At 38.1% G+C, this 18347-nt stretch carries 13 protein-coding genes; 5 read left to right on the top strand and 8 right to left on the bottom strand.

Annotated features, from left to right (window positions below; translation table 11 throughout):
- The first annotated feature begins 3 nt into the window (after positions 1-3).
- Positions 4-513 (top strand): hypothetical protein, encoded by a 510-nt coding sequence (locus tag AC2D3N_RS00185; RefSeq protein WP_484692404.1) that lies wholly within the window; start codon positions 4-6, stop codon positions 511-513.
- 45 nt (positions 514-558) lie between these two features.
- Here the strand turns inward: AC2D3N_RS00185 and AC2D3N_RS00180 are convergent, their stop codons facing one another.
- Positions 559-2448, bottom strand: coding sequence for a methyl-accepting chemotaxis protein (locus tag AC2D3N_RS00180; protein ID WP_079680307.1), 1890 nt, complete (start codon positions 2446-2448; stop codon positions 559-561).
- A gap of 249 nt (positions 2449-2697) precedes the next feature.
- Between AC2D3N_RS00180 and AC2D3N_RS00175 the strand changes: the two genes are divergently transcribed.
- Positions 2698-3180, top strand: a complete 483-nt coding sequence (locus tag AC2D3N_RS00175) for a DUF29 domain-containing protein (RefSeq protein ID WP_484692403.1) — start codon at positions 2698-2700, stop codon at positions 3178-3180.
- 86 nt (positions 3181-3266) lie between these two features.
- On the opposite strand, the gene AC2D3N_RS00170 is transcribed toward AC2D3N_RS00175, so the two are convergent.
- Together AC2D3N_RS00170 and AC2D3N_RS00165 are read right to left on the bottom strand one after the other, a co-directional pair.
- Positions 3267-3836 (bottom strand): Uma2 family endonuclease, encoded by a 570-nt coding sequence (locus AC2D3N_RS00170; protein ID WP_484692402.1) that lies wholly within the window; start codon positions 3834-3836, stop codon positions 3267-3269.
- 56 nt (positions 3837-3892) lie between these two features.
- Complete coding sequence (locus AC2D3N_RS00165) at positions 3893-4090, bottom strand: type II toxin-antitoxin system HicB family antitoxin (protein ID WP_079680304.1); 198 nt, start codon at positions 4088-4090, stop codon at positions 3893-3895.
- Between the two features lie 169 nt (positions 4091-4259).
- Between AC2D3N_RS00165 and AC2D3N_RS00160 the strand changes: the two genes are divergently transcribed.
- From AC2D3N_RS00160 to AC2D3N_RS00150, 3 genes are read left to right on the top strand one after another with little or no spacing between them, the layout of a single operon-like run.
- Positions 4260-5228 (top strand): glycosyltransferase family 2 protein, encoded by a 969-nt coding sequence (locus AC2D3N_RS00160; protein WP_484692401.1) that lies wholly within the window; start codon positions 4260-4262, stop codon positions 5226-5228.
- A gap of 4 nt (positions 5229-5232) precedes the next feature.
- A complete protein-coding gene (locus AC2D3N_RS00155) occupies positions 5233-5508 on the top strand; it encodes a UDP-N-acetylglucosamine 2-epimerase (protein ID WP_484693790.1) in 276 nt (91 codons plus the stop codon).
- Positions 5509-5519: 11 nt separating this feature from the next.
- Positions 5520-7913 (top strand): glycosyltransferase family protein, encoded by a 2394-nt coding sequence (locus AC2D3N_RS00150; RefSeq protein WP_484692400.1) that lies wholly within the window; start codon positions 5520-5522, stop codon positions 7911-7913.
- A 72-nt stretch (positions 7914-7985) separates the two neighbouring features.
- On the opposite strand, the gene AC2D3N_RS00145 is transcribed toward AC2D3N_RS00150, so the two are convergent.
- The 5 genes from AC2D3N_RS00145 to AC2D3N_RS00125 all read right to left on the bottom strand — a co-directional run bounded on the left by AC2D3N_RS00145 (position 7986) and on the right by AC2D3N_RS00125 (position 17893).
- On the bottom strand, positions 7986-8648 hold the full coding sequence (locus tag AC2D3N_RS00145; RefSeq protein ID WP_484692399.1) for a class I SAM-dependent methyltransferase: 663 nt from the start codon (positions 8646-8648) through the stop codon (positions 7986-7988).
- Positions 8649-8793: 145 nt separating this feature from the next.
- Positions 8794-9528 (bottom strand): class I SAM-dependent methyltransferase, encoded by a 735-nt coding sequence (locus AC2D3N_RS00140; protein WP_484692398.1) that lies wholly within the window; start codon positions 9526-9528, stop codon positions 8794-8796.
- Positions 9529-9573: 45 nt separating this feature from the next.
- Positions 9574-10791: a UDP-N-acetyl-D-mannosamine dehydrogenase gene (gene wecC / locus AC2D3N_RS00135; protein WP_484692397.1), complete on the bottom strand. Its 1218-nt coding sequence runs from the start codon at positions 10789-10791 to the stop codon at positions 9574-9576.
- A gap of 9 nt (positions 10792-10800) precedes the next feature.
- Positions 10801-14127 (bottom strand): tetratricopeptide repeat protein, encoded by a 3327-nt coding sequence (locus AC2D3N_RS00130; RefSeq protein WP_484692396.1) that lies wholly within the window; start codon positions 14125-14127, stop codon positions 10801-10803.
- Between the two features lie 31 nt (positions 14128-14158).
- On the bottom strand, positions 14159-17893 hold the full coding sequence (locus AC2D3N_RS00125) for a tetratricopeptide repeat protein (RefSeq protein WP_484692395.1): 3735 nt from the start codon (positions 17891-17893) through the stop codon (positions 14159-14161).
- Between the last annotated feature and the right edge of the window lie 454 nt (positions 17894-18347).

Raw genomic sequence — 18347 nt, 5'->3', positions numbered from 1 at the left:
ATAATGAGCAAGTTCTTGGGATGGGATGAAATACAAATTTACTGTGATGACCTTGATAGATATTTCTGTAACTTCGATGAGTTGTTTGATCATTTAAAGTTGAATAAAAATAATAGTGAAGGAGAGGTTTTTGAAATCACAATCATGAAGTTTAAAAAGATTCAGTATTGGTTTCCTGATATTGACTACATCCTTAAATATATAGCCGAAAATTATGAACTTCCATCAATGGACGAAATCATCCATAATATTTATCAACAGAGTGAGATTGAATTTGAAGAATTTAAAGACATTGAGACACTAAACGGTCAAGATGAACTTCAAAGAGTTTTAGATAGCTTTAAACAATCTCAAAACCTAGAAACACTTAAACAGGCTTTAGAATCTTTCCGGGGGGCTAACGAAGATTTCTATTATCTAGTGCCGGATACCAATAACCCAGAAATTCATTGCTTTGTTTTTCAACAGGATGAATTAATTCACCAGGGATTGAAAGAGAAAACAACAAAATAGGGAATAGGCAATAAGCCTGATTACTGGTGGGGCTAGGAGACCTGATTATAAAATTTCCTTTAAGTTTTGAGTGGATTCATTCAGTTTTTCACCACCGATTTTAATTTGACTAATTCCTTTGGCGGTTTCATTAGCTCCAGATGTTAAATTATTCATGGCTTGATTCACTTGCCCAATGGCTAAAGCTTGTTGAGTTGAAGTTAAAGCAATCTGTTGACTACTTTGAACAATTTGTTCAATAGACTTGGCTACATCTGAAAAAATTTGAGCGGTTTGGTGGGCAATATGTACCCCTGATTCCACCTTTTTAGTTCCTTCCTCAGTGACAACAACAGTTGTTTGAATCATCCGTTGAATATCATTCACTAAAGTATTAATTTTTTGGCTCGATTTTTGACTCGCATCCGAGAGTTTTCTGATTTCCGAAGCCACGACAGCAAATCCTTTACCATGTTCTCCGGCCCGTACCGCTTCAACGGCGGCATTTAAAGCTAACATATTCGTTTGATTGGATAAATCACTGACCACATCCGAAACGCTCCCAATTTGATGGGTTTGTTCACTTAACTGTAGAATTTTTTCGGCAATGGATTCAACTTTAACTTTTAGGGTTTCTAATTCTTGGAGGGCTTTCTGAATGGCAAGGGTTCCCTGTTCGACCCTCTCTAGGGCTTGTTTTGCCCCAAAAACCGCCCCTTCTGCTTGTTGCGCCGATTGTTGGGAGGAAGCGCTGAGTTCATCCATGGTAACATTGGTTTCTTGAACGGAAGATAATTGTTGATTGGCAATCCGTTCCTGTTGATTAATAGTGGAAAAAATTTGACTGGAAAAAGCTGTGACTACGGCAACAACTTCTAGTATAGAATTGACTAATTTTTTGAATAAAATAATTCCAAAAACTACAAAAATGACCCCAACAACCAGGGTAACAATCACCGCAACTCGAATAAAGTTATTAATGGGTTCTAAAACCACGGATTTAGGGGTTTGATATAATAAAATAAAGGGATTTTCCCGAGTCACTTGATTAGGGAAGATGGTATTGTAAGTCATGATATAGTCAACACTGTCCGTCACCAAACCGCTTTCTCCCGACATCAGTTGATTAACAATAGCTTCTGGGTAGTCATTTCTTAAATTATTATTATTATTATTGAATTCAAACCCCCATTGCTTGTCTGCAACCGGATTTCTTAAATAATATCCATCTTGATTAATCACAAAAAACTGTTGCTGCATTTCTAAAGTCAAGTTATGGTTATCCGCAATTTCAAACAACCTCTCAACTAAAATATTGGCAATTAGCATTCCTCGTTTTTCCCCCGCCCGATTATAAATGGGAGTACCATAACGAATAATCGGTTTATAAGGAACTTCAATTTGATCATTTTCTCGACTCAAATTAATCGGAGATACATAAATTTCTCCCGATTTTAATTGTAAAGTTTTAGAAAAGTATTCCGATGAAGATACATTCCTTAACTGATCAGATGGCATCACTTTAACTTGATTGTTGATGACCTTGATCCTTACCAATTCATTGCCCTTTTCATCAATATAACGTAGTTGATCATAATAGGGTCTATTGTTCAGGAAAGATGTAAAAATAATGATTAGGCGATTATTCCAGCTTTCATAGGTAGATTTGTCTTCGGGATCAATGCCTTTATTCTCTCTAGATCTCACAATTCCTTGAATGGGTGGAGTTTCGCTTAAATATAGGATATCAGACTTGAAATTATCCAAAAAAAGATTGATAGTTGCTCCGCTATTTTGTGAATCATTCTTCATGGAACGAATCACTGAATCAATCAAATATTGGCGAGAATTAACAATATTGAAAGAACTGACAGCTAGGACGGGAAAAACAATACTAGCAATGAGTAAATATAAAAACTTGCTTTGAGACTTTCCATACCCACCAAATTTTAACATACTTTTTTTGAACTCATGATTAATTCAGGCTCAGATCATAGCATATTTTTTCTCATTTCCGAAATTTGACGACGAATTTAGTATTCCTAATATTAAAATTATCAATATTTGTTTATAGTAATATATTGAACATTGATAGTAGGCGATCGCTATTCTTTCAAAATGTTATAAGTTATAATGAGTTGTATTAGATGCTGAACAGCTTATCAATGCGCGAGCAGCCTAACAATTTATGGGAAAATTAAAAATATGACAAGTTCAACGAACAATAGACTGCAAGCATTGTATCAAAGCGACGATTATTTATGGTTGCAACAAACTATTAAATTATTAAAAACAAAAGATTTTAAAAATTTAGATATAGAAAATTTAATTGAGGAGTTAGAAAGTTTGGGAAGAAGTCAATTCAACAAAGTCAGAAGTCTTTTAAGGCAGATTATTATTCATCTTCTCTTGTTGGAATACTGGGAGCAAGAGTATGAGCGAAATTATCGGCATTGGCAAGCAGAAATCATTACCTTTCGAGATGATTTAACTCATGAACTAACGACTAGCTCAAAAAACAAGCTAATTCCAGAATTAGATTCTATTTATAATATTGCCGTGAGTTTTGTTAGTCAAAAAACGGGTTTATCTAAAAGTATATTTCCGGCTATTTGTCCCTATTCTTTTGAACAATTATTAAAGGATAGCTGGTATCCCCTAAATAATCTAAACCGTATTGACAAATAGTGATTTTAATGCCTAGAGTCAGTGTAAGCTGTTCAGCAGTCAAACTGTATATCCTAGCCAGTGAAGACACGACAAGGGCTTGACGATTATTCAATACTTAACCAAGTAAACATTTCTTTTACTGACAATTGTAGGTCTTTAAGATGCTCTAAAACAGGTAAAATTTCTTCATCTATTTTAACTTCTGGAAATAAATTAGGCTGAAATATCATTACCGATTCATCTTCGGGATCAATTAACCATCCCAACTGTGTTCCTTGGTTCAGACAAAATATGATTTTTCTGATCACTTTATTTGCAGATTGTTCAGGAGATAAAATCTCGATTACCCAATCGGGATAAACTTCAAAACGATTTGCTATTTTTCCTTGTTCAGTTTTAGGAATCCGATCCCAAGTAAAAACACTGATATCTGGGACAAGAGAACGACCGCCAAAAGTACACCGCAACTCAGGAAAAGCATGGGCTAATTTTTGAGGTAATCCCACTTGGTTAATCGCTGTAACTAAACGACCTTGTAAAACACTATGTTGTCCTTGGGGCATGGGTTTTTGTTCTATTTTTCCGTTAATATATTCACTATAGGGTTTGGTTTCAGGATATTCTAAAAACTCCTCTAGGGTGATTTGAGGTCTAACTTGAGTAACAGCAATCATGTTTGATCTCCTAAAAAAAATGGATAACTTATGTTTCATGGATTAAGATGGTTGCTTCAATAGCGTCTTCTGGTAGCCCCGGTGCGAATATCTGCCAAATGATCTTCAAAAATTAGTTGAATAGCCATTTTTAAGCTTTCTTTAGCTTCCTCTATAGTTTCCCCCTGACCATTAGCCCCAGGTATTTCAGGACAAATAGCCCAGTATCCTCCTTCCTTTGCTGTTTCAATGATAGCCGTTAACTCTGCTTTCATGAATATCTCCTTAGATACTGATTGTATCTAGTGGAACAGATGAATATTCTCTCAATTATAGATTAGAATAAAGGAATTAGGGGATGCGATCGCAAATAATTGATGACAATTTATAGGATAACTGGTATCCCCAAAATAATTTAAACCGTATTAATTAACAGCAATTTCAATGCCTAGAGTCAGTGTAATTATTCCGACTTATAATTGCGATCGCTTTCTTGCCGAAGCGATTGATAGTGTTTTAATGCAAACCTATCAAGATTATGAAATTATTGTTATTGATGATGGTTCAACGGATGAAACTTGTCAAGTTTTAGAGTCTTACTCAAAGAAAATTAGATATTTTTATCAACAGAATCAAGGTTCGGCTGTCGCTCGTAATTTAGGAATTCAACAAGCTCAGGGTGAATTTATTGCTTTTTTGGATGCAGATGATTTTTGGCTATTACCGGAAAAGTTAGCAGAACAAGTGAATTGTTCTGAGCAACAACCCAGTCTGGGGAGTGTACATACAGGCTGGCGAATTGTGGATGCAGGGGGTGAGAAAATTATTGATGTGGAACCTTGGCATGATATTCCTGATCTGAATTTGGAAAGTTGGTTAATGTATAAACCTGTTAAAACCAGTGGCATGATGATTCGTCAACACTGGTTAGAACAGGTGGGGGGGTTTGATGGGGAGTTGCGCCAATCCCATGATGTTGATTTGGTTTTACGTTTGGCGTTGATGGGGTGTGAAGCAGCTTGGTGGCGACGGGTGGCGGTGGGTTATCGCAGGTATCAGGGGAACACGACCAGAAACACCAAAACTCAAGCTGAATGTGTGGTGAAGGTGCTGGACAAGTTTTTTGCTCATCGGGATTTACCGGAGCAGATTCGAGGTATGGAGCATCAGGTGCGTTATCATACGTTAGTATGGTTGGCTTGGTATCACTATGATAAGGGTTTATATGGGGAAATGGCTCGATTTCTGGATGGGTCTTTGGAATATACTCCTTACTACAGGGTAGAAACTATTTCAGACTGGGTAGAGCAGTTCAAAAAGTTTTCAGTTCAAAATCACTTGAATTTGGATATTTGTTTATTGACTGATTTACCTGAATGGCAGCAACTAAAAATCTTAAAAAATATCAGATAAAGTGATGACAGATTCTAGGGGATTAGAGGAGGATGCTACGAGTTTGGATAAGCCTATGTTAGTCTTGGGGGAGACAAGTGAGAGACCGGGGGCTATTGATGCGGGGACGGCTCAATTGGTGGGAACGAATCCTGAGCAGATGGTGTCTACGGCTTCAGTGTTGTTGAGCGATCGCTCTGCTTATCAGGGTATGGCAAGTGCAATTAATCCTTTTGGGGATGGTCATGCGGCACAGGGAATTGTCAAGGTTGTGGGTAGTTATTTGGGATTAGTGGGGTAGGGGGAAATTAAATGGAAAGTTACGAGCGTTATCGGTCTTTGGTGAAGGAGGCATGGGAGCAGTATCGGCAGGGTGATACTGTTAAAATGGCTAGGTCGTTGGAGCGGTCTTTGGAGTGTACGCCATATTTGAAAGCTGAAACGGTTTCGGATTGGATTACAAAATTTATCTACTTGTCAGCCGAAACAAATACATTATTTGATGCAGACTTATTAAGTGATTTAGAATCCTGGAATCAAACCTTATCCTTTTCTGTCAAGGAAAACCTAGCAACGGTAATAAAACCAATTGGTGATAAATACTATATTTTTGATGCCCAGGAAAATATAAAAAAATTAACAGGTGAACCTATCTGGATCACCATTCCAGTATCAGAGGCTAGTTATTATAATATTGAGGGGTCTATATTTTCAGAAGAAAAACTTCCCAAAAAAGCCTTGGTACAAGTTCAATTTTTGGCATCAGATTCTAAGCTGATTCCAGGTCCTATTCAGGGATTATCAAACTCAGGAGAAATAGGACCTTATATATACTTGAATACCAATCCTGATATTAAATCATTTAATCTGGGAATATATATCCAAAATTCAGTTTTTTATTTAAAACTTGGTTTTAGAACATGGAGCAATAATAAGCCTATATTTATTGGTTCTCAACTTGAAGTAATTAAAGCTAAGACTGTGGCATGGATACCTAGTTTTGAGTATCCTGAACCTAAACCAACTTCTAATCTGGTAATTGCAACATTATTAGATAGATTTTCAGAAGATTGCTGGAAGTATGAAGCTAATATTATTCCAATAGACATATCAATTTGGCAACAGCAGTTTGAAGATACCAAACCAGCTTTTTTCTTTGCAGAATCAATTTGGGAAGGTAATGATGGAAAATGGGTAGGGGCTATGACAAAATATGTTGAGAAAAAATCTAATCCTCTCAAAGATATTATTAACTACTGCAAAATCAAGAAAATTCCTACTGTATTTTGGAACAAAGAAGATCCTCCAAATTTTGATATTTTCATAGAAGTAGCGAAGGAATTTGATTATATATTCACAACTGATGAAAATTGCGTAAAGGCTTATCAAGAAATTTGTGGTCATAATCACGTTTATAGTTTACCGTTTGCGGCTCAACCATGTATTCACAATCCAGGTGGTAGAAAAATTATCTTGAATAAAGTCTGTTTTGCTGGTAGCTGGTTTAATCATAAGCACCATGAGAGGCAGGAATTGACAAGTATTCTTTTAGACCCTGCTTTAGAAAAAGGTGTAGATATATTTGATCGTTATTTTGATTTATCTTTAAAAGATGAACGCTATCGTTTTCCAGAAAAATATCGAGATGCTATTCTAGGAAGCCTTAGTTATGACAAAATGCTTTCTGCTTACCGTACTTACAAGGGAATATTGAATGTAAACACGGTGACTGATTCTCCAACTATGTTTTCCCGTCGAGTCTTTGAGGCGTTAGCTTGTGGTACACCAGTTATTTCTACTAAATCTGTAGGAATGGAAAAGATGCTGGGCAAAATTGTCAAACTCACTCATAATAAATCTGAAACTTCCGAATTTATAGAAAAATTACTTAGTGACGAGGAAGATCGACAGCGTTTAGCTCATTTAGGCTATCGTTATGTTCATCAAAATCACACATACAAACATCGCTTAGGTTCTGTTTTAGATAAATTAGAGATTGTTAGAGAGGGAAAAGACACTCTCCCTCTAGTTTCTGTTATTTCAGTTACTCATCGTCCGAAAGATTTAGATAATTGTCTGCAAAATTATCAACGGCAGGAATATGATAACAAAGAGCTTTTATTGGTTTTAAACGGAGATAGTTATAAAGTAGAGAAGGTAAAAGAAAAAGTACAGAAATTGCAAAATATTAGAATCCTTGAATGTCGTGACAAATGTTTGGGAGAATGTTTAAACTATGGAATAGAAAATTCCCAGGGTGATTACTTAGTGAAATGTGATGCTGATGATTTATATGGCAATAACTTTATCGGTGATATGATACTCCCGTTTACCTATACAAGTGCAGCTATTGTTGGCAAGTGGAGTTATTATATTTTTCTAGGAAATAGCAATCAGTTATTAATTCGATTTCCTGGTAATGAACATAAATTTACTTCTTTAGTGTCGGGGGGAACAATCATGCTTAAACGAGAAGTTTATGAGAAAGTTCGCTTTCCCACCAAGAATATTAGTGAAGATACAACATTTTTGAAAGACTGTATTCAAAAAAAATTAAGAGTCTGGTCAACTGACAAATACAACTTTGTTCAAATGCGTAGCAAAGAATTGGATGACCATACTTGGAAAATAGAGGAAGGTGAAGTGTTATCAAAACCGCATCACTTGGTCGCTAATAATTTAGATTTAGATCAAGTTTTTGTCTAAATTCTAATTAGAATAGAGTGTTTTTAGTCGTTAATCTTAAGAGTGCTAGATGAAGAAAGTGGAACTTGGTGATTAACCTATCTCGGCAAATTTGCTGATAAAATCTTGATTGCTGATTATAGTAAACCTTTCAGGACTAGACAGTTCTTCAACCATCATAATCCAGTTTATACCTCCTCTGTCAACAATAGTACCAACAGCATTCGGGAAAAATTCTTGAAGTTTATGATCGTCAAATGATTGACGATGACCACCTGGTTTATCATGCCACCATACAGGTTCGGGTTCATTGTAGGGAACAGTCGTCACCAGACGATTTTTAGTAACACGCCTTAATTCTTTTAAAGCGACAGGAAAATCTTGAACTTCTAAGTGTTCTAGAACCTCCATAGCAACCACTGTATCAAACTGATTATCTGAGAATTTGAGATTTACTACTGACATCTCATAGAAGCTGTAGTTCTCTTCTGGCATAATTAGCTTACTATTTTTCCTGATGTCAATACCCACAACTTTATCAAAACGTCCTGATTTGGTCAAAATATTTGATAAAGCCCCATTACCAATACCAACATCTAAGACTGATTTACCCTGAACAAGCTGATAAGCTATGAATAGACGTTTCCAATCATAGTTGGAGTAAACTCCGACTCCCCCATTGGGGAATTTATCTTGAAACAACTTATAAGTATTATCAAATGCTGAATTAGTACCTAGAATTGAAGAAATATTCATAATCAAAGACATTGTTTTGTAGATTACAGAAGAGTTTGTTTGAGGTTAATGCGAGCAGAATAGTTGTATTTTAGTCTGTTGATTGCATTGACTGATGATTTTATCATAGTGTATACCTCAACAAAAGCCTTCAATGAAATTTGACTCATTTATTATTAGGTTTATGCAACAAAACTCTAGCTCCTTTTATTCTCATTTCTTCAACATCTAGTTTTATAGGAGCAATAGAAGCTACATACTCAGCTTTATTTTTATCAAAAAACTCATCTGGGTAGTCTTCCCACTTGGCAATTTCAAAATCTGAATTTTCACATAGCTCAAATACAGAGTTCCTTGTCAACCTAGACAAATCTAGCCTATCATATATTCTGTTAACACACTCGTCTATATTAATATCTGCATTTGCTTTAAGCAGTTCACTACGCATTTCATCCTTCGTTAAATACAAGTGTCCGTATAATGGAATTGCTTCCCTAATTTTCTCCTCCCAATGTCTATAATGATGGCCCATGGAGCATGACCAGAATGGTGCTTGAATAAAATAACAATAACCCCCTGGCACTAAACAGCGAAAAGATTCAGAAAGAACTGCTTTTGTATCAGAAAAGTGTTCCATCACAGCTATTGAAAAAATAACATCAAAATAGTTATCACGGAAATACATATTTTGTGCATCACACCACTGAATTTTCAGATTAGATAGAACTAAATCATCTATTTTCTTGTTAGTCATTTCATAATCAGTGGCATAAAAAGTTTTATTCTGATAGCTCTGTGCTAAATTGAAACTTCTTTGAAAATTCCCTGCACCTATTTCCAAGATTTTGTTAGAATCACCAAAATTAGGAATAGATACTATATAATTTAATCCCCAAACCATATTTATACAACCAAATATAGAACAATACAAAACACCATAAGCAAATCAAAAAGATTGCACCGTATCTATTATAATTTTCCCTTGAGTTAAATTATATCTAAATTTTTTAAATATTTGGTGGTTTACCAAAATCACTAAAATATCTGCTTGTTGCAAAGCAGTTTCTAAATTTTTCAAATCTAAATTTTTCCCTTTAAAAAAAGATTTAGGCAAGGACTTAATATAGGGTTCAACAATTAAAATTTCTCCTGTTTTATCATCCAATAACTTCTCAACCACCTTAACTGCTGGACTTTCCCGTAAATCATCAATATCCGGCTTATAACTCAATCCTAAACAAGCAATCTTCGGGTTTTTAAATTTCTTAGCAGCCTCCTTAACTTTAGCAACAACAAAATCAATTTTACTATCATTAACCTCCCTAGCCGTTCTAATTAACCGCGCTTCCTGCGGTGCTGAATCCACAATAAACCAAGGATCAACCGCTATACAATGCCCCCCAACTCCTGGCCCAGGTTGTAGAATATTAACTCTAGGATGATGATTAGCTAACTTAATAAGTTCCCAAACATCAATCTCTAATTTATCACAAATCATTGATAACTCGTTGGCAAAAGCAATATTAACATCCCGAAAAGAGTTTTCCGCCAATTTAGCTAATTCTGCCGTGCGAGCGTTAGTACAAATAATCTCCCCAGTCACAAACTGACGATAAAATTGGGCTGCCTTTTCAGCCGAGAGAGGATTAATACCACCTATTACCCGGTCATTTACTACCAACTCCTTCAATGTTTGACCTGGTAACACCCGTTCAGGACAATGTGCCAGATAAACCGACCCCTCAACGTCCAACTCAGGACGCAACTCCTGTAACCAAGTAGCCATCTTTTCTGTCGTCCCCACTGGACTCGTAGATTCCAGAATTACCAAATTGCCGGGTTCCACATATTTAGCAAGTGCCTTAGTAGCAGCTTCAATATAAGAAACATCCGGCACATGGTTATCCTTAAATGGAGTTGGAACTGCCACCATAAACACATCTGCCCACTTCGGTTCCAGCCCTACAGTCAAATTTCCACTATTAACCGCCTCTCTGACACAAATATCCAAATCTGGTTCAGTAATATGCACCTTCCCCCAGCTAATCAACTCCACAATTTTCGGGTTAACATCCACACCATGAACCTTAAACCCATTATTTGCCAATAAACTAGCCGTTGGTAAACCCACATAACCCAAACCCATCACACAAACTTTTTCCATAACACGACCTTAAGCTAAAGTAAACAAACTTTGATAAACTTCTAAATACTTTTGGCAAACCATAGACCATTGACGGTTAGCTTGCACCCAGTTCATGGCAGCTTTTCCCAAGCGATCGCCCAAATCCGAATTCTCATAAATTCGCAAAATCGCATTTTGTAAACTCCCAACATGATCAGACCGACAAACTAACCCAGTCTCCTCATGCCTAACCATCTCCAACAGGGGTGGCAAAGCTGAAACAATCACAGGTTTAGCCATTGCTATCGGCTCCAATAACTTCAAAGGCGGCACAAACTGAGAAACCTCCTCTGCCTTACGGGGAAATACACAAACATCAGATAGGGCATAATAATTAATCACCTCTGAGAAAGGAACTTGACCCGCAAAAATAATATGCTGCTTCATATTAATAGAATCAACCAAATTTTCTAAACCCTGTTTAGCAGAACCATCTCCGACAATTAATAATTTAATCTTCGTACCCTGAGCAATTAAACCATTGATCGCCTGAATCAATAAATCAACTCCTTCATATTCATTCAAAGAACCAACAAAACCAACAACAAACCAACCATCTAACCCCAATTTTTTCTGTAAACCTTGATCGGGAGAATGGGGTTTAAACTTGTTTGTATCAACAGCATTAGGAATAACAGTGATCCGACTTTCCTCAACACCCCAATTAATCAATTCCTCCTTCATTACTTGAGAAAGAGTTACGACTGCATCTACCTGTCTGGCTACGGCAGATTCCATTAACTGGCAATGGGTCAACCAACAACTATCTCTGAGATTTGGCATCTTTGCCGCCTTAGACAGATGCCAAAATCCCCGAACCTCATAAACAGATTTTATCCCCACTTTCCTCGCAGCTAAGACTCCTGCCATCCCAGTTACAAAATTAGATGCGCTATGAATAACCGAAGCATTATGAGTTCTGGCTACCTTCGCTAACTGTTCCGCATAATTCTCAATATAGGCATAGTTTTGTTCAATATCTGTCTGTTTTTGTTCGCTCTTTAACCTGAAATAATCAACTCCATCTATTTTTTCTATCTCAGGAACAGATTGACTTTTATCTACAGGCAAAAAATCATCAGGATAACCTAAACGAGTAGTCGCTAAAACATCAATACCTTTCTCTTGCAAGGATTTCAGAATACTTTGAGAACGAATTGTATAACCTGTCTGTTGGTAGGGTAAAGAACTATGTAAAGGCAAAAGTACCCGATTATTGAAAACCCGATTCGGTTGATTATTAACTTTGTAAGAAGAATTATAACTGACTTCCAGCACTTGACGATAACAAGACAAAGCCTCACCTAATCTCCCCAGTTTTTCAAGTAAATCACCCAACCTATTGATCAGGACATAATCATGGGGGTTAATTTTTAGTGCTTTTTGGTAACTAGCAATTGCCGCTTCAACATAGGGTGCAGAATCAAAAGATAATTCTACTCTTGAATCTAAAATAATTGGCTTTTTATTATGCCAATTTCTAAACCCTAAACGCACATAGTTTGTTAGAGATGTTGTCTTAAATATTTTCGTTTTAAATTCAGATAAATTTTCACCCGAAGTAGAAATATAAAAATAAGGGCCTACGGTTTCAGAAGTCTGGATACCAGAGTAGGGTTTTGGTATTAATTGTTGATTATTATCCAAAAACTCAACTTGTATTAAAGCTTGATTATTAGTAGGTGATTGAGGGGATGAACTTTGACCAACTAGATAATAAGAAGTTGAAGGTTGAACAGATAAAGTTAGCCATATCGTTTTTTCTGTTAATTCAATAATATCCTGATCCTCTGATAAACGAAAACGACAAGATGGTGTCTGACCGATTTTTTCCTGTGCTTCTGCCAACCTGTAATGACCCTCAAAACAATCAGAATCAATCTCCACAGCACGGCTAAAGTAAACCGTAGCTCTTTCCCATTTGTTTTGTTCAGCTAATAATTTACCTAATTGCAGATTCATTTCTAAATGATTTGGTTTCAGTTGTAAACCCCGTTTATAAAAAACAATAGCATGGTTAATCATTCCTTTTTTACACAAAGCATTGGCTAAGTTAAAATACAATAAATAATTATCAGGATTGATTTCTAATGCTTCATAATAAAACTGTAGCGGATCAGATTTAAGCGTAATTGCTCGACGATATAATACGGCGGCTTCTTCTGATTTTCCTTCCTGTTCTAACTGTATTCCTAACTTCTGTTTTTCTTGCCATAAATTAGCTCTCAACAAAATTGCCAATTTTTCTTCAGTATGAAAATCATGTTTCAAATCTAATGACTTACGGTAAGCATTAATTGCCTCATCTTTCTTCCTCAAATCCTGTAAAACATCCCCCAAACGATACCAAACTACCCCATGAATATTGGGATTATTAGGTTCAATTTGTAAAGTGCTTTTATAAAAAGTAACAGCCTGCTCTAATTTACCCTGATTTCTCAAAGTATCAGCTAACTTCAAACACATTTCAGCATCTTGGGGGTTGACTTCCAATGCCTTATAATAAACCTCTAAATCCGTTGGATTATCTGCAACAGCTCGATGATAAACTTGAGAAATTTCTTCAGAATCTCTCTGACTTTGATGTTGCAGAGCATCCCCTAACTTTTCATGAACCTGTGGCAAATTGGGATCGAGTTTAACAGCAGAACGATAGGCTGCGATCGCATTTTCCCAATCTTCTTTTTTAACTAAAACATCCCCTAAATTATAATATGACCAAACAAAATTAGGATCTAAATCAACCGCTTTTTGATAAGCCGCGATCGCCCCTTCCCAATCTTCTTTTTTCACTAAAACATCCCCTAAATTATGATGAGATAAAGCAAAATCCGGTTGTAATTCGATCGCCTTCCGATAAGCCTGCCCCGCCTCGTCCCAGCGTTGCAACTCCCGCAACCCATCCCCCAAATTATTATAAGACCAAGAAAACTCAGGATTCAACTTAATCGCTTTTTCATGGGCTGCGATCGCATCTTCCCAGCGCTGCAACTTCAGGAAGGCATCCCCTAAATTATGATAAACTTCAGTATCTGAGCGCAAGCCGATCGCTATTTCATAAACCTGAACAGCCTCATCCCAACGTTCCAACTTCAGAAACAAATCTCCTAACTCCCGTTGTACCTCAACCCAGGTGGGGGCGATGGTCAAAGTCCGTTGATAAGCGGCGATCGCTTCTTGCCATTTTTCTTGCTTAACTAACGCTTGGGCCAACCGATAGGGCGGTTCTGCCGGAGAAACAGAGCGACGACTTTTAACCATAGAAGACACCTGGGGACGATCAGAAAGACTTGAGGGTTGTTGCTGAATAACCATAACTACTACTTGAGACAATACGAAGATTAAATTAAGGCACTTGTGATAACTCCGCAGCCTGTTGATACGCTCTAACCGCCGCTTCTAATTCCCCCTGTTGCCAGAGGACATCACCTAATTTATGATGCACTTCCCATAACTCAGGCGACCTCTCCAGCACTTGCTGATAACAAGCGATCGCCTTTTGACACTGCCCTTGATGCGACCAGATATCCCCCAATGCTTCTTGAACGGAAGTCAATTTCGGGTTTAACTGAACTGCCGTCTGGTAATATTCAACCGCAGCGTCCCATTGCTCCTGTTCTGCATAGATATCCCCTAAAATCCCGTAGATATCCGGATCTTCTGGCCGAAGTTTTCGCAGTTGTTGATAAACAGCCAAGGCGGGGGCAATTTCTCCTTGATGGTATAAAGCCTTGGCCATCAATCCATAGGCTTCTAACTGTTCTGGCTCCTGCTCAATCAGTTGACGACAAATCTGAATACAAGTTTCCCACTCACTTAACTCCGAATGCCGAGCGGCCTGTGAGCATAATTCCGTTTGCTCCTGTTGAGTTAAGCCAGGTTTACCCCTAGGATAAACATCAAGAGCCGGATTTGTCAAAGACATTTCTAACTCTTGATCTTCCCGGGACTGGGGTTGCTGTAACCTTTGCCCTAACTGGGGATGGCCAACCGCTAAATGGGGATCTCTGACTAAAGCCTGACCATAACAAATAATCGCCTGGGTTCTTTGTCCCCGCTCCCAGAGGGCATCCCCCAGTTGCAAACAGTCCTGTACTGAAACCCTGTCGGGTTCTAAACGCAGAGCTTCATACAAACAATCTTCGGCATTTTCCCGATTTCCTAGGGCTTGCCACTCTTGACTTAATCTTCGATAAACTAGGGCGGAAGGCCGGAACTGAATCACTTTTTGATAACAAGCAATGGCGAGTTTACCGTTTCCCTCCCGGGCATAAAGTTCTCCTATACCCAGATATCCTTCTGGCCGCTGGGGTTGTAGCTTAATTCCCTGTTGATAGGACTGTTTGGCTTTTTCCCCATTCCCCAAGCCAGCCCAGGATTTCCCCAATAACCAATAAACGGTAACCTCTCGGGGGTAAGAAACCAATAGTTGCTCACAGTCGGTGATACAGTTTTTATAGTTCCCTTGCCTAAACTGAGTCTGAGCTTGTTGATACTGACTCGACTCCTCTAGGGAGGGGGAAATAGATACGGCGGTTGTTGTCCAGGTTTCTCCAACTGCACCGTTTTGTAACTGCCGTTGGGGTGGGGATGTGCCGAACTGAGTTTGTCCGGGCAGAAAATTCTTTGTTAATAGGTGCAATATCTGATCAGAGTTCTTGCTATGAGGTAAAGATTGGCTATTTTGAATGAGGGCTTGGGTGAGATTCTGCACCGCCATTAATAATCGGGGATTCAATTCCAAAGCCCGATGATAACAGCTTAAAACCTCTGACCATCGACCTTGGACGCCTAAAGCCTTGCCTAAACTATTGTAAGTTTCAAAAGCCTGGGGATTAATTTCTAAAGCTCTTTGATAGTGGGCAATTGCCTGATCCCAATCTCCCTGGGTGGCTAACACTTCCCCTAAGTTATGGTAGGCTTCGGTACAGGCTGGATTTAGCTGAATCGCCCATTGGTAACAGGTGGCGGCTTCTAGGAGTTTGCCCTGACGCAGTAACAAACTGCCCAAGGCTAAATGCTGGCTGGGTTTCACCGCTTCTGGTTTCAGGCTAAATCCTTGATACCAATATTCAACGGCGATGTCCTGTTTTCCCACCCGATCTAAGACTTGGGCTAAATTCCGATAGGCTACGGCTAAGTTAGGATTGATCGCGATCGCCCTCTGATAAGCGAGAACAGCCGATTGCCATTGCCGTTGTTTAGCATATAAATTCCCGAGGTTAGTCTGGGCGATCGCATCTTTAGGGCTGAGTTTGGCCAATTTTCGATAGGCTCTGACGGCCAGATCTAAGCGTCCCAGTTGATTTAAGGCTTTCCCTAAAATCTCGTAGGCTTTAGTTTGGTTGGGATAGTAAGCAATTACCTGCTGGCATTGGGCGATCGCCTCTTTTAACAAATTGTTGTTAAGATCTCGTTCTGCCTGTTGTAAGATTTTTTGATCATCTAAAAGAGTTGGTTGGGAATCAGAAATAGATGAATTGATTGCTTCAGGGTCAAAAATAAAACCCTGATCGGATTTGAGTTTTTCCCCCTGGGCTTTAGCTAATAGCATTTGAGCCTGTTTCCAACTCGGATTCGACCTTAAAACATAGTTAAAACAAGCGATCGCTTCGGTGCTTTTCCCCTGTTCTAATAAGGTTTTTCCTAATTCTAAATGTTCCAAGGCTGTCACCTGTTCTGGCTGTAACCGATAACTGTGATACAAGCATTCCGTGGCTTCATCCGTGCGATTTAATCTTGTTAAAACCTTAGCTAAATTGCGATAAAGTTTATCACAATTGGGTTTATATTTGAGGGCTAATTGATAATACTGAACCGCCAAGTCCCATTGTTGTTTCCTAGCATACAAACTCCCTAAGTTTCCTAAAGGTTCCGGGGATTCGGGTTGTAACTGAATTGCGGTTTTATAGGAATTATGAGCTTGTTCAAACTTCCCTTGAAGTTGTAGCACGTTACCTAAAATCGTGTAGGCTTCCCCACAATTAACATCAGTTTCCAACACCTTTTGACAGGCTAGAATCGCTGGCTCAAAGTTATTTTGAGCTAAATGATTTTTAGCCTCTTGCAACCTATCGGCTAAGGTCGTGACCTGATCAATAGAGGATGGCATCATTAGTCCGGGTTTACCAGAGTAATTATCTGATTTACTCTTAGATTTAAGGATATCACAAACTTGCAACAATCTTTGTAAAGATCTGAGGTTAATTTGTATATCTTCAAACAGAGGTGTCGGATACATCAGTTGTCGCAAAAAAGCACATTCCAATGCTTCCCCCTGGATAGAATAGTGTTGGAGTCCTAACTGCTGACTAATTTGCCAATAATAATGACGCCGATAATGGGGAGAAACCAACTCAATCACAACGGTATGGGGTTGGCAAAAAACCAGATTAGTGAGTCCGGCTCCATGGGGTGCAATAATAACCTCAGCCTGGGAAAATAAATTAGCCTGTTCTTGAACAGTTAGGGTTTCTAATTCTACAGTAACAAATCCCCAGGAATTCAAATAGTCTAAAATTTCCGGTTCGTTCAAAAGTCGCCGATATCGGGCTCGGTTACGACTAATATAAATTCGGGGGGGATAGGTTTTTATGGGCGGAGAAATATCGGTTAAAAACAGACTTCGCAGAAAGTTAAGGGTATGGGGGACAACCCAACCCACAGAAGATGGATAGGAAGGAACAATTAAACTGGATGCTTGGAGATAGGAAATTTGATCAGTTTCTATAATTTTATGGCGAGGAATTCCAGCTTTTTCTAAGGTTTCTCGTTGAAAATTTTGTTGAGTAGAATTAATTAAAAACCAATCTATTGACTCTAAATCAATCCCATTTTCTTGTAATATTTTAATTCTAGGTAAAATATCAACTAGCCAATGAAAATAGACATTTCCCGACAGTCCTGATAAAACAGCTACCCGACCTTCAATTACTTTCAATGGCGGAATTTCTACTAGGGAAAATATCTGATGTTGACTCCAATCATAATTTTTACAGTTGGGTAATGGTGTGGGATAAAATCGAGATAACTCTGGGATCAATTCCTTGTCTTTGTTAAAAATAGCGATCGCATTACACACATTCCACCAACTGGTTTTAGGAGCGACCCAAACCCTTCCTTGAGGCAGAATTGTGACAGTAGTTTCGGTTAATTGACCGGGTAAATCATCCCGGGGGAAATACTGTTCTATTCCTAATCCTAAATGTTGGGGTTGAAAGTATTGGTGTAGTTCTTTTAAACAGGGTTGACAATCTAATCCTTGACATTTAGGCTGGGATAAATCTGGATTTTGTAGCGAAATAGGAAGTTTCAGATGTTCTCTATCTTTTACTAAAACTACTTTTGATTTACCCTGTTCGACCTGTTGCTGTTGTTCTAAAACTTGACTAACTTTCTGGTAAAAATCAGGATTCTCAGGGTGTTGTCCTAAAGCGTGATGATATTGTAAAGCAGCATCATTAAAACGCCATTGTTTGGCTAAACAATCTCCCCAATAAATATAAACTTCAGCTAATTCAGGATCAATCTCAACC

The sequence above is a fragment of the Planktothrix sp. PLAVEN19ND genome, assembly GCF_057220675.1.
This window is presented reverse-complemented; position numbering and strand designations above follow the sequence as displayed.

Bases quoted from the DNA above. Each gene is read 5' to 3' on its own strand.
- AC2D3N_RS00185 (WP_484692404.1), top strand. From the start codon at position 4: ATGAGCAAGTTCTTGGGATGGGATGAAATACAAATTTACTGTGATGAC.
- AC2D3N_RS00180 (WP_079680307.1), bottom strand. From the start codon at position 2,448: ATGTTAAAATTTGGTGGGTATGGAAAGTCTCAAAGCAAGTTTTTATAT.
- AC2D3N_RS00175 (WP_484692403.1), top strand. From the start codon at position 2,698: ATGACAAGTTCAACGAACAATAGACTGCAAGCATTGTATCAAAGCGAC.
- AC2D3N_RS00170 (WP_484692402.1), bottom strand. From the start codon at position 3,836: ATGATTGCTGTTACTCAAGTTAGACCTCAAATCACCCTAGAGGAGTTT.
- AC2D3N_RS00165 (WP_079680304.1), bottom strand. From the start codon at position 4,090: ATGAAAGCAGAGTTAACGGCTATCATTGAAACAGCAAAGGAAGGAGGA.
- AC2D3N_RS00160 (WP_484692401.1), top strand. From the start codon at position 4,260: ATGCCTAGAGTCAGTGTAATTATTCCGACTTATAATTGCGATCGCTTT.
- AC2D3N_RS00155 (WP_484693790.1), top strand. From the start codon at position 5,233: ATGACAGATTCTAGGGGATTAGAGGAGGATGCTACGAGTTTGGATAAG.
- AC2D3N_RS00150 (WP_484692400.1), top strand. From the start codon at position 5,520: ATGGAAAGTTACGAGCGTTATCGGTCTTTGGTGAAGGAGGCATGGGAG.
- AC2D3N_RS00145 (WP_484692399.1), bottom strand. From the start codon at position 8,648: ATGAATATTTCTTCAATTCTAGGTACTAATTCAGCATTTGATAATACT.
- AC2D3N_RS00140 (WP_484692398.1), bottom strand. From the start codon at position 9,528: ATGGTTTGGGGATTAAATTATATAGTATCTATTCCTAATTTTGGTGAT.
- wecC (WP_484692397.1), bottom strand. From the start codon at position 10,791: ATGGAAAAAGTTTGTGTGATGGGTTTGGGTTATGTGGGTTTACCAACG.
- AC2D3N_RS00130 (WP_484692396.1), bottom strand. From the start codon at position 14,127: ATGGTTATTCAGCAACAACCCTCAAGTCTTTCTGATCGTCCCCAGGTG.